Annotated in this window: 16 protein-coding genes and 1 pseudogene; 9 read left to right on the top strand and 8 right to left on the bottom strand. The window is 71.2% G+C overall.

The annotated features are described in order from the left end of the window. Positions 1 to 23: 23 nt before the first annotated feature. The 3 genes from ACWD5D_RS01915 to ACWD5D_RS01905 are packed head-to-tail and all read left to right on the top strand — an operon-like array spanning position 24 to position 3622. Positions 24 to 1538 (top strand): IucA/IucC family protein, encoded by a 1515-nt coding sequence (locus ACWD5D_RS01915; protein WP_451370818.1) that lies wholly within the window; start codon positions 24 to 26, stop codon positions 1536 to 1538. Between the two features lie 9 nt (positions 1539 to 1547). Further along, positions 1548 to 2810, top strand: a complete 1263-nt coding sequence (locus tag ACWD5D_RS01910) for a VWA domain-containing protein (RefSeq protein ID WP_451370817.1) — start codon at positions 1548 to 1550, stop codon at positions 2808 to 2810. Then, positions 2810 to 3622 (top strand): hypothetical protein, encoded by an 813-nt coding sequence (locus ACWD5D_RS01905; RefSeq protein ID WP_451370816.1) that lies wholly within the window; start codon positions 2810 to 2812, stop codon positions 3620 to 3622. The genes ACWD5D_RS01910 and ACWD5D_RS01905 overlap by 1 nt, the downstream gene beginning before the upstream one ends. 130 nt (positions 3623 to 3752) lie before the next feature. Here the strand turns inward: ACWD5D_RS01905 and ACWD5D_RS01900 are convergent. Then, positions 3753 to 4407 (bottom strand): annotated as a pseudogene (locus ACWD5D_RS01900) (winged helix-turn-helix transcriptional regulator). 113 nt (positions 4408 to 4520) lie between these two features. Here ACWD5D_RS01900 and ACWD5D_RS01895 point away from each other — a divergent pair. Then, complete coding sequence (locus ACWD5D_RS01895) at positions 4521 to 5162, top strand: hypothetical protein (RefSeq protein WP_451370815.1); 642 nt, start codon at positions 4521 to 4523, stop codon at positions 5160 to 5162. Between the two features lie 192 nt (positions 5163 to 5354). Beyond that, positions 5355 to 5948: a 3'-5' exonuclease gene (locus ACWD5D_RS01890; RefSeq protein WP_451370814.1), complete on the top strand. Its 594-nt coding sequence runs from the start codon at positions 5355 to 5357 to the stop codon at positions 5946 to 5948. A 111-nt stretch (positions 5949 to 6059) separates the two neighbouring features. Here the strand turns inward: ACWD5D_RS01890 and ACWD5D_RS01885 are convergent, their stop codons facing one another. From ACWD5D_RS01885 to ACWD5D_RS01855, 7 genes are all read right to left on the bottom strand, one after another. Continuing rightward, entirely contained in the window at positions 6060 to 7628 is a 1569-nt protein-coding gene (locus ACWD5D_RS01885) for a nucleobase:cation symporter-2 family protein (protein WP_451370813.1), read from the bottom strand. A 67-nt stretch (positions 7629 to 7695) separates the two neighbouring features. Further along, positions 7696 to 9078, bottom strand: a complete 1383-nt coding sequence (locus ACWD5D_RS01880; RefSeq protein WP_451370812.1) for an 8-oxoguanine deaminase — start codon at positions 9076 to 9078, stop codon at positions 7696 to 7698. Positions 9079 to 9205: 127 nt separating this feature from the next. Further along, positions 9206 to 10129 carry a factor-independent urate hydroxylase gene (gene pucL / locus ACWD5D_RS01875; RefSeq protein ID WP_451370811.1) on the bottom strand — a complete coding sequence of 308 codons (924 nt, stop codon included), beginning with the start codon at positions 10127 to 10129 and terminating at the stop codon, positions 9206 to 9208. A gap of 8 nt (positions 10130 to 10137) precedes the next feature. After that, a complete protein-coding gene (gene uraH, locus ACWD5D_RS01870) occupies positions 10138 to 10539 on the bottom strand; it encodes a hydroxyisourate hydrolase (protein ID WP_451370810.1) in 402 nt (133 codons plus the stop codon). Between the two features lie 4 nt (positions 10540 to 10543). Beyond that, positions 10544 to 11056 (bottom strand): 2-oxo-4-hydroxy-4-carboxy-5-ureidoimidazoline decarboxylase, encoded by a 513-nt coding sequence (uraD, locus tag ACWD5D_RS01865; RefSeq protein ID WP_451370809.1) that lies wholly within the window; start codon positions 11054 to 11056, stop codon positions 10544 to 10546. 146 nt (positions 11057 to 11202) lie between these two features. After that, positions 11203 to 11514: a helix-turn-helix domain-containing protein gene (locus ACWD5D_RS01860; RefSeq protein WP_451371016.1), complete on the bottom strand. Its 312-nt coding sequence runs from the start codon at positions 11512 to 11514 to the stop codon at positions 11203 to 11205. 47 nt (positions 11515 to 11561) lie between these two features. Further along, on the bottom strand, positions 11562 to 11813 hold the full coding sequence (locus ACWD5D_RS01855) for a hypothetical protein (protein ID WP_393879835.1): 252 nt from the start codon (positions 11811 to 11813) through the stop codon (positions 11562 to 11564). A gap of 159 nt (positions 11814 to 11972) precedes the next feature. On the opposite strand from ACWD5D_RS01855, the gene ACWD5D_RS01850 reads away from it, so the two are divergent. The 4 genes from ACWD5D_RS01850 to ACWD5D_RS01835 all read left to right on the top strand — a co-directional run bounded on the left by ACWD5D_RS01850 (position 11973) and on the right by ACWD5D_RS01835 (position 16011). Then, positions 11973 to 12812, top strand: coding sequence for a TIM barrel protein (locus ACWD5D_RS01850; protein WP_451370808.1), 840 nt, complete (start codon positions 11973 to 11975; stop codon positions 12810 to 12812). Positions 12813 to 12856: 44 nt separating this feature from the next. Next, on the top strand, positions 12857 to 13747 hold the full coding sequence (locus ACWD5D_RS01845; RefSeq protein ID WP_451370807.1) for a 2-hydroxy-3-oxopropionate reductase: 891 nt from the start codon (positions 12857 to 12859) through the stop codon (positions 13745 to 13747). A gap of 181 nt (positions 13748 to 13928) precedes the next feature. Continuing rightward, positions 13929 to 15386: a catalase gene (locus ACWD5D_RS01840; protein ID WP_451370806.1), complete on the top strand. Its 1458-nt coding sequence runs from the start codon at positions 13929 to 13931 to the stop codon at positions 15384 to 15386. Between the two features lie 391 nt (positions 15387 to 15777). Then, positions 15778 to 16011, top strand: coding sequence for a hypothetical protein (locus ACWD5D_RS01835; protein ID WP_451370805.1), 234 nt, complete (start codon positions 15778 to 15780; stop codon positions 16009 to 16011). The last annotated feature ends 113 nt before the right edge of the window (positions 16012 to 16124 follow it).

Below are 16124 nucleotides of genomic sequence, written 5' to 3'. Positions count from 1 at the left end.
TGCCCGTCCCCGAGGAGCCGAACGTGTCCCACTCTCCCACCGCCGAGGCCGAGGTCGCCGAGGAGCTGGCCGCCGTCCGGCCGGGCCTGCTCGCCCGGTACACGGCCGAACTGCCGGGTGCCCGCGCGGCGGTGCTGACCCGGCTGTGGCGGGCGCTCGCCCACGAGCCGCTGCCGTGGATCACCGGCCGCTCCCGGGGGGCGCACCGGCTCGCCCTGCGGCTCGCGAGCGGCCGGACGCTGCACGGGCCGCACGCCGATCCGTACGCCACCGGCGACCACGTCACCGCCGTCCATCTGGACCGGGAGCGCTACGACGACCCGGCGCGCCTGATGACCGACCTCGCGGTGCCGCACGCGGCGGCCTTCGCCATGGAACTGGCGCACAGCGTCGCCTCGCTGGCGCTGTCCCGGGCCGACGCGGAGAGGGCCGGTACGGAGCCGGCGCACGACTGGGAGTGGGAGCAGCGCGTGGTGGACGGGCACCCGTTCCATCCCAACTGCCGTACCCGACCGGGCTTCTCGGTGGCGGACCAGCTGGCGTACGGTCCGGAGCACCGGCCGGTGGTGGAGCTGGGCACGGTGGCGGTACCGGCGGCGGAGTGCCTGGTGTCCGGCGAGTGGCCGGGGGAACTGCGGGACGGGAACGCCCTGTTGCTGCCGGTGCACCCCTGGCAGGCGACCCACGTGCTCAAGCGGTCGTACGAGCCCTGGCGCCCGGCGCACCCGCTGATGTCCCTGCGCACCCTCGCGCTGCCCGGCGGCCCGCACGTGAAGACCGCGCTGAGCGCCCGGCTGACCTCGTCGGTGCGGGACATCTCCACGTACTCCGTGGCCGCGTCGGCGGCGCTGTCCGCGCTCGGCACGGAACTGGCCGCGCGCTCGGACGGCCTGCTGCACCTCACCCGGACCCTGGGCGCGGCGACCGCCCACTCCCCCGACCTGGCGGCGCTGCTGCGGGAGTCCCCCGAGGCGTACGTGAATCCCGGCGAGCGCGTCCTGCCGGTGGCCGCCCTCGCCACCACCCCGCTCCCCGGCTCCCCCGCCTGGCTGGCCGCCTTCACCCGTATCGCCCTCACGGCCGGCCTGCGCCTGCTGGACCTGGGGGTCGCACTGGAGGCCCACGGCCAGAACCTCCTCGTCGTCCTCGGCGCCGACGACACTCCGCTGCGCCTCGTCTACCGCGACCTCGCCGACATCCGCATCAGCCCCGCCCGCCTCGCCCGTCACGGCATCACGCCGCCCGGCCTGACCGGCCGTCTGATCACGGACGACGAGACGGCCCTGCGCCGCAAGCTGTTCGGTTCCCTGGTGGCGGGCGCGCTCGCCGGTGCGGCGGGCTCGGGCCCCGCCCTGGGCACCGCGCTGCGGGCCGCGCTGCCCGACCTGCCCGAGACCCCGGATCTGGCGGCGCTGCGCGAAGGCCCCCTGCCGGCGAAGGCGTTGACGCTGATGCGCCTGTCCCCGGAGACCCCCGGCGACCAGTGGACCGCCCTGCCCAACCCGCTCGTTTTGGAGCCCGGCGCATCTGATCAATAAGATCCGCCGATGATCAGAAGACAACGGCTGGCGGCAGGCGTATGTGCTCTGCTCGCCGCCCTGGCGGCCGGGATCGCGTTTCCCGGCGGAGCCGTCGCCGACGAGACGGCGCGGCCCGCTCCGAAGGTCGAACTCGTGCTGGACGTCAGCGGTTCCATGCGGACCCGCGACATCGACGGCGGCTCCCGGATGGCCGCCGCGAAGCAGGCGTTCAACGAGGTGCTCGACGCGACGCCCGAGGAGGTCCAGCTCGGGATCCGCACCCTGGGCGCCAACTACCGTGGAAACGACCGCAAGACGGGTTGCACGGACACCGCGCAGCTCTACCCGGTCGGACCGCTGGACCGGACCGACGCGAAGACCGCGGTGGCCACGCTGGCACCGACCGGCTGGACACCGATCGGACCCGCGCTGCAACAGGCGGCCAAAGACCTGGACGGCGGCGACGGCACCCGCCGGATCGTGCTGATCAGCGACGGCGAGGACACCTGCCAACCGCTCGACCCGTGCGAGGTGGCCCGCGAGATAGCCGCCAAGGGCATCGGGCTGACCATCGACACCCTGGGCCTGGTGCCGGACGCCAAGACCCGCGACCAGCTCAGCTGCATCGCGGACGCGACCGGCGGCACGTACACCTCCGTGCAGCACAAGGAGGAACTGACCGACCGGGTCGGACAGTTGGTGGACCGCGCGGCCGATCCGGTGGTGACGCCGGTCGCCACCGAGGGCGCCGCCCAGTGCGCCAGCGCGCCCTCGCTCAAGTCCGGCCTGTACACCGACCGTGAGGAGTTCGGGCAGCAGCGCTGGTACAAGGTGGACGTCGAGCCCGGCAAGGAGCTGCGCGCCTCGGTGAGCGTGGCGGACGACCGGGCCGTCAACCCGAACTACGGGGTGCTGCTGCGGGCGGTGACCGCGCACGGCCGGGAGATCGTGCGCGGCGAGGCCGCCGGCACCGGCCGAACCGACGTCCTGTCCACGGGCCTTCGCTACCCGAAGCCCGCGCAGGACGAGGACACCGCGACCCCGGAGACGGTGTGCCTGCAGGTCACCAACTCCTTCGCGGCGGCCGCGGGCGTGAAGACCACGCCGGGTCTGCCCATCGAGCTGACGGTCGACGTCGTGGACGGCCCGGACAAGGCCGGTGACGTGGCCGCCTTCGGTCTCGGGCGCGGCTGGTGGCTGCTGGGCGCGCTGGTGCTGACCGGTTTCGTCGCCGGTGTGCTGTGGGGCTGGCTGTCGCGTTGGCGGGTCGCGGTCTGGAGGACGAACTGATGCGTTTCACACGTGTGTTGAGCACCACCTTGCTGGCGCTCGGACTGACCGCCGGACCGGCCGCCGGGCTCGCCGCCGCCGACTCCTCGCCGTCGCCGAGCGCCTCGGCCGACGGCTCGGCGCCCACCCGCGCGGGCACCTCGTTCCGTACGGCGACGGAGATCGAGCAGGGGCAGCAGGCCACCGCGTCCGCCTCCACCGGTGACTACCTGTACTGGTCGTTCGCGGCGGACTCCGGGCAGCGCCCCACGGTGAAGGCGACCGTGAAGCTGCCTCAGACGCACTCCGCGCAGACCTGGCAGATCGACGTGTACGACGGTCTGCGCCGCCGCCAGTCCTGCCAGTACGGCGCCCAGACCCGCACCGCCGCACAGGACGCCGCCTCGGTCGAGCTGGCCTGTGTGCTGCGCACGGTGCGGGCCTGGTCGGAGCCGTGGGCCGACGACCCGCTGCCGGGCACGTACTACGTCCGGCTGACGGTCCTGGACCTGGGCTCCTCCGACCTCGGCCTGCCGGTGAGCACCGAGGTGCGCGTCGACTCCAAGGACATCGGCGGCGCGGCCGCCGTGGACGGTTCGCTGTCCGAGCCGCTCATCCCCGGAATCGCCGTCAAGCCCGAGGCGGAGCAGGACGACACGAAGTCCGCGGTGCTGTCCGGCATCAAACCGGAGGACGGCTGGTCCTCCGGCTGGTGGTCCGACCGCTGGGTGTGGACCGCGCTGGGCGGCGTACTGGCCGCGCTCGCGGGCATCGGCGGATACGCGCTGACGCGCGGCTCGGGCCGCCCGTCCCGGGTACCGCCGACCATGTGAGTCCACCCTGACGGTGACTCCCCCTGAAGGCCCGCCCCACCGGCGGGCCTTCTCCTTTGCCGGCGCTTCGACGGCCGCCGGACCCGCTCGCCGTCCAGGACTCGCGCGCCCGGCATGAGCCTCGGTCGACTCAGCTCTCGCGCATCGCCTTCGCGAACGCGCCGTCGCCGGTCACGGTGATCCGCCCGTCCCGGACGGCGTCCACGAGACCGAGCCCGCCCCGGCTGATCGCCGTACACGTGGCCGTGTCCATGGCGAGCCGCGCGTCCGCGTCACCGGGCGCGGGCCCGTCGCCGTGGACCGGGCCGTCCTCAGCGCCGACGTGGAGGTGGAAGTCGCCCTCGTCCAGGTGGACTTCGACGACGCCGGTGCCCGCGTTCGCCGCCTCCAGCACGCGCAGCACCGGCGGGGCGAACCAGTGCGCGCGCACGGCGTCGCCTGGACCTGAGCTCGTCCAGCTCGGGCCCTCCCCACTCCCCCAGGGCCTGGAGGACCGGCAGCAACCGCCGTCCGCGCGGGGTGAGTTCGTATACGTTCGCCGCAGCCGGCGGGGGCGGGCGGCGCCGGGTGGCGAGGGTGTCGCACTCCATGTCCTTCAGCCGTGAGGCGAGGACGTCCGTGCTCACCCCGGGCAGGTCCGCGTGCAGGTCGGTGTAGCGGCGGGGGCCGGCCAGCAGCTCCCGGACGATCAGCAGGGTCCAGCGGTCCCCGACGAGGCCGAGGGCGCGGGCCGGCCGGATCGGGCGGTTCCTGAGCGGATACCGCCAGTAGGAGGCGCCGGGCACGGTGACGTCTGCGGGCAGCGGGGCGTTGTCGTACCCCGGTCGTACTCTTCGGAACAGGAGGAGGACTGCCGTCCGGTGGTCCGCGGCGCGTCCGGGGAGGGAGGGAGCACGTCGTGACACGAGCACCGAGTGCCGCGCAGCGGCTGGTGATCGAGGGGGCCGATCCGGTCACCGGGCGGTTGCGCGGGACGGAGGCGCAGCTCGCCGCGCTGGTGAAGCGGGGTCTCGCCTTCAGGCACCCCCGGCCGCCGCACGACCACTTCCTCACTCCGGCCGGCCACCGCATACGCGAGGCCACCCCGGATGCCGCCACCGCTCACCCGGCCGACGCGCCGGCGCAGACCGCACCCTCCACCGGCGTGTTCGCGGCGCGTGTCGGCGGGGAGGAGGCACCCCTGTCCGGACCTGCCCGGCAGCGCGAGGTGCACAGCGCCTGGCAGGGGCTGCTGGAGCTGCGCCGGATGACCAACCCCGACGGCTCCGTGGACCGGCCCTGCGGCTGGGAGCGCACGCATCTGGTGCGGGCCGCCGCGCTCGCGCTGGAGGCCGCCGGACACCGGCCCGAGGGCCCGGACGGTCCCGGCTACCGGGTGCGGGCGACCCCGCAGCCGGAGGCGGTCGCCGTGTACGCGCCGGACACGCAGACCCTGGACGCCTGCGCGGCCACGCTGGAACGGACGGGCTGGCAGGCCGGCGCGTACACCGAGCCGCGGACCCGGGTGCGCTACCTCCTGGCCTCGCCGCGCCGCGTCTGAGGGCATGTCAGGATCGGGGTTTCGAAGGTCGACAGGGCGGTCTGTGACCGGCGCCGTGAGTGAGAGAGGCCGAGAACCCTGAGGCGGGTGAGGCCGAGGGGAGGCGGGTGAGCGCGGCCGGCAGGCCGGGACGCGCTGCCGCGGCCGAAACCGGATGCGCGGTGAGGCAACCGGCTGCCATGCTCCGCTCTCATGTCCGAACGACACGTCAAGCCCAGCCGCTACATCTCCGTCGACATCGAGGCCGACGGCCCGATCCCGGGGCCGTACTCCATGCTGAGCCTGGGTGCGGCCGTCGCCGGCACCCAGGACGCCGACAGATTCACCCCGGCGGACCCCGAAGAGCAGACCTTCTACCGCGAACTCCGCCCGATCTCCGCCGACTTCGTCCCCGAGGCCCTGGCGGTCAGCGGCCTGGACCGCGACCGGCTGCGGACCGAGGGCGCCGACCCGGCCGTCGCCCTCGCCGAGTTCACCGCCTGGGTCCGCGAGGTCGGCGCCGGAGCGCAGCCGGTGATGTGCGGCTATCCGGCGTCGTACGACTGGACGTTCCTGTACTGGTACCTCATCCGCTTCACCGGCGAGAGCCCCTTCGGCCACTCGGGCTGCCTCGACATGAAGACGCTGTACGCCACCAAGGCGGGCCTGCCGCTGCGGGCGGTGGCCAAGGGCACGATGCCGAGGCATCTGCTGTCGAGGCGTCGCCACACGCACCACGCCCTGGACGACGCCGTCGAACAGGCCGAGTTGTTCGCGAACCTCATGGCGTGGCCCGGTCCCGCCTGACCGGCACCGGGACCTGGTTGAAGCCGTGGTGCGGGGCCAGGAGGCGGTGTGCGGCGAGGGTGGCGCCGTACCGCGGCGGGGCCGAGGAGTGACCTCGGCCCCGTCACACCGTCAGTGGGCCGGGGCCAGTTCCTCGCCCGCTTCCATGGGATGCGTGACGTCCTGCGCGTCGCGGCCCTTGCCCAGGTGGTTGAAGACCAGGTTGAGCAGGACGGCCGTGACGCAGCCCGTGGAGATGCCGGAGTCCAGGACGATCTTCGCGGTCTCCGGGAAGGCGTGGTAGAACTCCGGCGCCGTGATCGGGATGATGCCGACCGCGAGGGAGACGGCCACGATCAGGACGTTGTTGTCCTTCTCCAGGCCGGCCCGCACCAGGGTCTGGATGCCGCTCGCGGCGACCGACCCGAACAGGACGACGCCGGCGCCGCCGAGGACGGGACGCGGGACGACCGCGATGAGCGAGGCGGCGATCGGGCACAGGCCCATCAGCACCAGGAAGCCGCCGCCGGCCGCGACCACGAAGCGGCTGCGGATGCGGGTCATCGCGACCAGGCCGATGTTCTGCGCGAAGGCGCTGCACATGAAGCCGTTGAAGATCGGGCTGATCGCCGAACCGAGGGTGTCGGCGCGCAGGCCCGCGGCGATGGTCTTCTCGTCCGCGGGGCGCTCCACGATCTCGCCCAGCGCCAGCATGTCCGCCGTGGACTCGGTCATCGAGACCACCATCACCACGCACATCGACAGGATCGCCGCGATCTGGAACTGCGGGGCGCCGAAGTGGAACGGGGTCGGGAAGCCCACCAGGTCCGCCGTCGTCACCGGGCCGAAGTCGGTGACGCCGAACGGGATCGCTATCAGAGTGCCGGCGACCAGGCCGAGCAGCACCGCGATCTGCTTGACGAAGCCGCGGGTGAAGCGGCGCAGCAGCAGGACGATCAGCAGGGTGATGCCGGCCAGGGTGAGGTTGGTCCGCGAACCGTAGTCGTGCGCGGCCGGGTTGGGCCCCTGGGCCCAGTTGAAGGCGACCGGGAGCAGGGAGACGCCGATCAGCGTGATGACCGTGCCGGTGACGACGGGCGGGAAGAAGCGGACCGCCTTGCAGAAGACGGGGGCCGCGAGGAAGCCGAGGAGGCCGGCGACGATGACCGCGCCGAAGATGATCGGCAGCGCGTCGGACTTGTCGTGCGTGGAGGCGACGATCGCCGTCATCGGCGCGACGCCGGCGAAGGTGACGCCGTTGACGAAGGGCAGCCGGGCACCGATCTTCCAGATGCCGAGGGTCTGCAGGAAGGTGGCGAGGCCCGCGGTGAACAGGCAGGCGCCGGTGAGGAAGGTGAGCTCGGTGCCGGACAGGCCTGCGGCCGCGCCGACGATCAGGGGCGGGGCGACGACTCCGGCGTACATGGCGGCGACGTGCTGCAGGCCGCTGGTCGCCATCTTCAGTGCGGGGAGTTTCTCGTCCACGGGGTGGACGGCCTTCTCTTCAACGGGGTGGGGCCCGTCGATGGGGTGTGCGGTCACTGCGGCTCCTCCGGTCGGTGAGACACGTCGACTTCGTACGTGGGTGTCAGGGAGGTGGTGCGCGGCGGTCGTGCGGGACCGGTGGGACCCGTGGGGGTCTCGGAACGGAGACCGTTCCGGGGCGCGCGCTCTCACACGCGCCCCGAAGACGGCCGCCATGGACCCGGCTCGGGTCCACGGCTGCCGGCCGGGAGCCGTCCCTCTCGGCCGGAGTCAAAGGGGTGGCTCAGCCCTGGGCGGCGATCCGCGCCAGGCGCTGTGCCTCGTCCCGCGTGGAGCGGGCGACGGCGTCCTCGTCGACGGTCAGCAGACGGCCGTTCTCGACGATCTGGCGTCCGTCGACGAAGGATGCGGTGACCGGGGCCGCCGCTCCGAAGACCAGCGCGATCACCGGGTCGGCGATGGAGGCGTGCGCGAGGGTGTCCAGCTTCCACAGCACCAGGTCGGCCAGCTTGCCGGCCTCCAGGGAGCCGGTCTCGGCCGCGCGGCCGAGCACCTGTGCTCCTCCGTAGGTGCCGAGGCGCAGCGCCTGACGGGCGTTCAGCGCGGCCTCGCGGTGGGCGCCGAGGCGGTTGATGAGCAGGGCGTTGCGCAGTTCGGTGTGGAGTTCACCGGACTCGTTGGAGGCGGTGCCGTCGACGCCGAGGCCGACCGGGACGCCCGCCTTCAGCATGTCGGGGACCCGGGCGATGCCAGCCGCGAGGCGTGCGTTGGAGGACGGGCAGTGCGCCACACCGGTCTTCGTGCGGCCGAAGGCGGCGATGTCGGAGTCGTTCATGTGGACGCAGTGCGCCATCCACACGTCCTCGCCGAGCCAGCCCGTTGACTCGAAGTAGTCGGTGGGGCCCATGCCGAACAGCTCGTGGCAGAACTTCTCCTCCTCCACGGTCTCCGAACCGTGGGTGTGCAGGCGCACCCCGAGCCGGCGGGCCAACTCGGCTCCCTGACGCAGGAGTTCGGTGGAGACGGAGAAGGGCGAGCAGGGGGCGACGGCAACCTGGGTCATCGCGTCGAAGGAGGCGTCGTGGTGTTCCTTGACGGTGGCCTCGGTGGCGGTGAGGGCGCCTTCGAGGGTCTCGACGGCGAAGTCCGGGGGCAGTCCGCCGTCCTTCTCGCTGCGGTCCATGGAGCCGCGGGCCAGGGTGAAGCGGACACCCGTCTCGCGGGCGGCGCGGATGATCGCGCCGGACAGGTCGCCGGTGCCGCGGGGGTAGACGTAGTGGTGGTCCATGGCGGTGGTGACGCCGCCGCGGGCCATCATCGCGAGCGAGCCCTGGGCCGCCGAGTAGGCCATCTGCTCGTCGATGCGCGCCCAGGTGGGGTAGAGCGCGACCAGCCAGTCGAAGAGGTTGTGGTCCGTGGCCATACCCCGGGTGATCCACTGGTAGAAGTGGTGGTGGGTGTTGATCAGGCCGGGGGTCACGAGATGCCCGGATGCGTCGATACGGCGTACGACGTTCTCCAGGCCTTCAGGGGCCGTGCCCGCGCGGACCGCCTCGATGCGGTTGCCGGCGATGACGAGGTACCCGGAGGCGTACTCGGTGTCGTCGGCGTCGACGGTCGCGATCGCACAGTTCTCGATGACGATGCGCTGGGCTGCTGCTGCCATGATTCGTCCTTTTCGCTCAGCGGACTGAAATGGGAGGGCACGGCAGGACCCTGGAGGTTTTGAGTGCCGTGACCGGGGAGACGGAGCAACGTGTTCCCCGGTCACGGGTGCCGCGAGAGAGGAAGGATCAGAGGTTGGTGAGGTCCATCGGGATCTTCGCCTCGCAGCCGTCCCGGAGGATGGTCGCCTCGATCAGGCCGTAGGGCCGGTCGGCGGCGAAGTAGACCTCGTTGTCGTTCTTGAGCCCGAAGGGTTCCAGGTCGACGAGGAAGTGGTGCTTGTTCGGCAGCGAGAAGCGGACCTCGTCGATCTCGCCGCGGTTGTTGATGATCCGCGAACCCATCTGGTACAGCGTCTGCTGCAGCGAGAGGGAGTACGTCTCGGCGAAGGCCTGGAGCATGTGCTTCCTGACCTGCTCGTAGGACTTCTCCCAGTGGGGCATCTTCTGCTCGTCGTCGGTCCAGTTGAACCGCCAGCGGCTGGAGACCTGGGTGGCCAGGATGCGGTCGTACGCCTCCTGGAGGGTCGTGTACTTGTCCTTGACGTAGCCCCAGAACTCGGAGTTGGTCGAGTTCATCACGACGAGGTCCTTCAGACCGGAGATGACCTCCCACTTCTCACCGTCGTAGGTGATCTGGGTGAGACGGGTCTCCTGGCCCTTGCGGACGAAGGAGTGCTTGACGTCGTCCGCGCCGATGAACCTGGAGTTGGCGTCGGAGGTCTCGATCCGCTCCCAGGAGTACTCCTCGATGCGGATCCGCGCGGTCTTGATCGGCTCCTGCGAGCCGACGAAGTGGCGGGCGAGGTGGATGCCGAACTGCTCGGCGGACTCGATGCCGTACTCCTTGGCGAACGCGTACACCGTGTTCTTGGTGGTGTCGGTCGGCAGGACGTTCGCGTTGGAGCCCGAGTAGTGGACCTCCTCCATGTCGCCGCTCAGAGCGATGGAGACGTTGAGGTCCTTGATGTGATGGGTGGCGCCGTCCCGCGTGATCTTGACGACCCGGTTCTCGGCCTTGCCGTACTGGTTCTGTCCCAGAATGGTGGGCATGGTGTCTGCTAGCTCCCTCGGTAAACGGAGTAGCCGAACGGGTTGAGCAGCAGCGGTACGTGGTAGTGCTCCCCGGGCTTCACGGCGAAGGTGATCGCCACCTCGGGGAAGAACACGGAACCGCTGTCCCGATTCGCGGGGGCGTCCTGCTGCGCATCGGCTTGCTTGTTCTCGGACTTCAGGAAATACGCCTCGACGGCGAAGTCGAGCCGTACGTGTGTGGTCCCCTCCGGCAGGGCCGGCAGGTCTTTGCACCGGCCGTCGGCGTCGGTCGCGGAGCCGCCGAGCGCCTGCCAGTCCCCCTCGCGCCCGCTGCGGGCGGAGAGCTGGACGGCGACGCCCTCGGCGGGGCGGCCGACGGAGGTGTCCAGGATGTGCGTGGACACGGAGGCGGTGGTGCTGGTGCTCATGGTGTCAGGCGTCCTCTTCGACGAGTCGGGCCAGTCGGATGCGGTTGATCTTGCCGAGCTCGGTGCGGACGATCTCGCGCTCCTGCTCCGGCGCGTTGCCGATCCGCTCCTTGACCGCGTCGCGCATCTGCTCGCCGGTCCGGCCGGTGGCGCAGATGAGGAAGACGTGGCCGAACTTCTCCTGGTAGGCCAGGTTCAGTTCGAGCATCTGTGCCCTGAGGTCCTCGGAGGCACCGGCCATGCCGCGCTGCTCCCGCGCGGAGGTCGGGTCTCCCGGCTTGGGACGGCCGATCGGCGGGTGGCCGGCCATCGCCTCTGCCAGGTCCGTGGCACTCAGCTCGGCCATGGCGGCGTCGCTGGCGGCGTAGAGGTCGTCTACGTTGCTGTACGGGCGGGCGGCGGACAGTCGCCTGGCCCACTCGGTGGAGGCGCACGCCTCGTGGAGTGCGGCGAGGGCCGCGCTCTCCTCCAGGACGTTGAACCGGGCCAGACCCGGTGGCGTGGAAGTCGAAGTCACGGGAGCCTCCGTGGCCGCGTCGGGCCTTCGTGCTGAACGGGCTGCCGATAGCTAACGCCCTCGGAAACATCGCGTCAACACTTTGTTGAAAAATCCGCGTAACAAGCCGCGCCGCCCGGGGCCCTGACCCTGCTCCCCCGGGGGCTTCAGCCCTCCTTCTCCCGGTTGAGGTAGTTGTAGACGGTGAAGCGGCTGACGCCGAGCGCGCCGGCCACGGTCTCCACGCCGTGCCGCACGGCGAAGGCGCCGCGCGCCTCCAGCGAGCGGACGGCCTCCTGCTTGGCCCTGCGGTCCAGGTCGGCCAGCGGTCGGCCCTGGCGGCGCTCCATGGCCGCGAGGATGTGGTCCAGGGAGTCGGCGAGCTGGGGCAGGCGCACGGCGACGACGTCGACGCCCTCCCAGGCGAGGACGACGTCCTCGGACCCGGCCTCGTCGGGCGGGACCATCTCCCCGCCCATGGCGTCGACCAGTGGCTTCACGGCCGCGATGAAGGGCTCCTCCCCGCTCACCTATCGCCCTCCCCGACCACATTGAGCTGGAGCGAGATCCGGGTGGCACCGGCCTCCAGGCTCTGGCGCAGCAGCGCGTCCACGGCGGTGAGCACGCTGTCGGCGCCCCCTTCCGCGGTATTGCCGAACGGTCCGACGTCGACGGCCTCCAGATCGGCGGCCTCGAGGACCTGTCGCGCCACGACGGCGTGCGCGGGCGCCTCGTCGAGGTCGAAGGGTTCGGTCGTGAACTCCACTCTCAATCGCACGCGCACAACCTAACGCGCGACACGGATTTCGGGCATCCCCGCGAGGTCCGGCCGCCCGACCCCCTTGACAAGCGGCGACCCCCGACGGCAATCTTCCATTACGCAGAAACGAACTTCCGTAATACGGAATCTCTACCACGGAAGGGAGCGCGGCCCCCGATGGGATTTGCAGACCAGCGCTTCAACGTCAACCTGTCGATCCTCTTCACGGAACTCCCGCTCCTGGAGCGCCCCGCGGCCGCCGCCGCGGCGGGCTTCACGGCGGTCGAGCTGTGGTGGCCCTGGGTCGACTCCCCCACCCCCGAGCAGTCCGAGCTCGACGCCCTGAAGAAGGCGATCGAGGACGCGGGTGTCCAGCTCACGGGGCTGAACTTCTACGCCGGACAGCTGCCGGGCCCGGACCGCGGCGCCCTGTCGGTCCCGGGTGCGGAGTCCGAGAGGTTCCGCGCCAACATCGACGTGGCCACCGACTTCGCCGCCGCCCTTGGCTGCAAGGCGCTCAACGCGCTGTACGGCAACCGCGTCGAGGGCGTGGAAGCGGCCGAGCAGGACGCACTCGCCCTGGAGAACCTCGTCCTCGCCGCGCGGGCGGCCGACCGGATCGGCGCGATCCTGCTGGTCGAGACGCTGAACCGGCCCGAGTCGCCGCTGTACCCGCTGGTGTCGGCGCCGGCCGCGATCGAGGTCGTCGACAAGGTCAACGCCGCGACGGGCCTCGGGAACGCGAAGTTCCTGATGGACCTGTACCACCTGTCCATGAACGGCGAGGACCTGCCCTCGGTCATCGAGCAGTACGCGGCGAAGACCGGCCACGTGCAGATCGCCGACAACCCCGGCCGCGGCGCCCCCGGGACGGGTTCGCTCCCCCTGGAGGAGCTGCTCGACCAGCTGCGGAAGGCCGGTTACGACGGCTGGATCGGCCTGGAGTACAAGCCGGGCGACAAGCCCAGCGCCGAGGCCTTCGAGTGGCTCCCGCGCGAAGCGCGCGCCGCGCGCTGACCCCCCCCTGACTTTGCAGAGCAGTTGAGAGAGGCACCCCAATCATGAGCAACCTCCCCAAGATCGCATGGGTCGGCCTCGGCATCATGGGCTCCCCCATGTCCGAGAACCTGATCAAGGCGGGTTACGACGTCACCGGCTTCACGCTGGAGCAGGACAAGCTGGACCGGCTGGCCGCCGCCGGCGGTACCGCCGCGTCCTCGATCGCCGACGCCGTGCGCGACGCCGACGTGGTGATCACGATGGTGCCCGCCTCCCCGCAGGTCGAGGCCATCGCCTACGGCCCCGCCGGCATCCTGGAGAACGCGAAGTCCGGCGCGCTGCTGATCGACATGTCCTCGATCACCCCGCAGACCTCCGTGGACCTGGCCGCGGCCGCCAAGGACAAGGGCATCCGCGTCCTGGACGCCCCGGTGTCCGGCGGCGAGGCCGGCGCCATCGAGGCCGTGCTGTCGATCATGATCGGCGGCGAGCGGGCCGACTTCGAGCAGGCCAAGCCGATCTTCGAGGCGCTCGGCAAGACCATCGTGCTGTGCGGCCCGCACGGCTCCGGCCAGACGGTGAAGGCGGCCAACCAGCTGATCGTCGCCGTGAACATCCAGGCCTGCGCCGAGGCCGTGGTCTTCCTGGAGAAGTCGGGCGTGGACCTCGCGGCCGCCCTCGACGTCCTCAACGGCGGCCTCGCCGGCTCGACCGTGCTGACGCGGAAGAAGGACAACTTCCTCAGCCGCGACTTCAAGCCGGGCTTCCGCATCGACCTGCACCACAAGGACATGGGCATCGTCACCGACGCCGCCCGCAACGTCGGCGCCGCCCTGCCGGTCGGCGCCGTGGTCGCCCAGCTGGTCGCCTCCCTGCGCGCGCAGGGCGACGGTGGCCTGGACCACTCGGCCCTGCTGCGGGCCGTGGAGCGCCTCTCCGGCGCCCAGGTCTGACGACGGGTCCGACACCCCCGAACTTCCGGTCCGTGGCGCCGCTGACACCTGTCCTGTCGCGCCCAGGCGGCGCCGCGGCCCGGAATCCACTTCAACAAACTGTTGACGCTCAGATCGCCCCACTTCTAGGCTCCACAAAGCGGAAACAGGTTTCCGCTGACTCCCGCACGGAAGGTCCACGATGTCGAAGCGCGTGCTCACGACCGAGTCCGGCGCCCCGGTCGCCGACAACCAGAACTCCGCCTCCGCCGGCGTCGGCGGCCCGCTCCTCCTCCAGGACCAGCACCTCCTGGAGAAGCTCGCGCGCTTCAACCGTGAGCGGATCCCGGAGCGTGTGGTGCACGCCCGCGGCTCCGGCGCGTACGGCCACTTCGAGGTGACCGACGACGTCACCGGCTACACCCACGCCGCCTTCCTCGGCGAGATCGGCAAGCGCACCGAGGTGTTCCTGCGCTTCTCGACCGTCGCCGACTCGCTCGGCGGCGCCGACGCGGTCCGTGACCCGCGCGGTTTCGCGGTGAAGTTCTACACCGAAGAGGGCAACTACGACCTCGTCGGCAACAACACCCCGGTGTTCTTCATCAAGGACCCGATCAAGTTCCCCGACTTCATCCACTCGCAGAAGCGGGACCCGTTCACGGGCAAGCAGGAGCCGGACAACGTCTGGGACTTCTGGGCCCACGCCCCCGAGGCCACGCACCAGGTGACCTGGCTGATGGGCGACCGCGGCATCCCGGCGTCGTACCGCCACATGAACGGCTACGGCTCGCACACCTACCAGTGGACGAACGCCGAGGGCGAGGCCTTCTTCGTCAAGTACCACTTCAAGACGAACCAGGGCGTCCGCTCGCTGAGCAGCGAGCAGGCCGCGGAGACCGCGGGCAAGGACCCCAACTCGCACCAGACGGACCTGCTTCAGGCCATCGAGCGGGGCGTGCACCCGTCCTGGACCCTGTACGTCCAGATCATGCCGGCGGCCGAGGCGGCCGACTACCGCTTCAACCCGTTCGACCTGACCAAGGTGTGGCCGCACAAGGACTACCCGCTGCAGCGGGTCGGCCGTCTGGTGCTGGACCGCAACCCGGACAACGTCTTCGCCGAGGTCGAGCAGGCCGCGTTCTCCCCGAACAACTTCGTTCCGGGCATCGGCCCCTCCCCCGACAAGATGCTCCAGGGCCGCCTGTTCGCCTACGCGGACGCGCACCGCTACCGCCTGGGCGTCAACCACACCCTGCTGGCCGTCAACGCCCCGAAGGCGACGACCGCGCAGAACTACGGCCGCGACGGCCTCATGGCGTCCAACTCCCAGGGCCGCCACGCCAAGAACTACGAGCCCAACTCGTACGACGGCCCGGTGGAGACCGGTCGCCCGCTGTCGGCCCCGCTCGCGGTGTCCGGCCACACGGGCACCCACGTGGCCCCGCAGCACACCAAGGACGACGACTTCTACCAGGCGGGCGAGCTGTACCGCCTGATGTCGCAGGAGGAGAAGTCCCGTCTGATCGCGAACATCGCCGGCGGCCTCTCGCAGGTCTCGCGCGACGACGTGATCGAGAAGAACCTGGCCCACTTCCACGCCGCCGACCCGGAGTACGGCAAGCGCGTGGAGGAGGCGGTCCGCGCCCTGCGCGAGGACTGAGCCGAAGGACTGCGTCCGGGACCCGACGGGGAGGTCGGGATTCCGGACGCGTACGACCCGCCGCCGAGCGATCCGGATGAGGGGTGATCACTCGGTAGCGCGGGCAGGGCAGGACCGCGGCGCCGTGCGAGCCAGTGCGGTGGTGAAGGTTCCGAGTCCCCTTCTCGACCAGAGGGAAGGGCCCCGGTTCCGTCGCATGCGCCGCGGTCCCCAGCCACGGCCTCCATGTGAGGTCCCAGAGCTCCGTCCGGCGGCGCGAACGACCTGTCGCGCCCAGCCTCGCGCCGTCGGACGGCCATCACGCACCACCGAAGCGCCCCCTGTCCGGGGGCGCTTTCGCATGTCCCGGCCACGACGTGCGCGTGGGCCGTATCCGCAGGACGCTGAAGCCATGGGCAATCCGACGCAGTACCCGCACATCGTGGTCCACGCCCCGGCCCTGGACGGATCCCGGCGGGTCACCGAGGGAGACGTGACCCTGGGGCTCGCCTCCCACCTGGACGACGTCGTCGAGATCCTGCGGCTGGCCGATCTGGACCGGGTCGAGGTCGAGGAGAGCGACCTCATCGAATGGCAGGGCGGCGGCCCGGACGACTGGCCCGGACTGTCGGAGCACGAGGTGTGACGACCCGGGTTACGGCAGCGGCCGTAGGGGGTCTACGCAACCCTCAGATCAACCTCTGAAACACCACCGAGGAGGCTTCACCCACCGGCGCCGGTGGGCACAACACCGTTGTG

The organism is Streptomyces sp. NPDC002520, from assembly GCF_053595235.1.
This window is presented reverse-complemented; position numbering and strand designations above follow the sequence as displayed.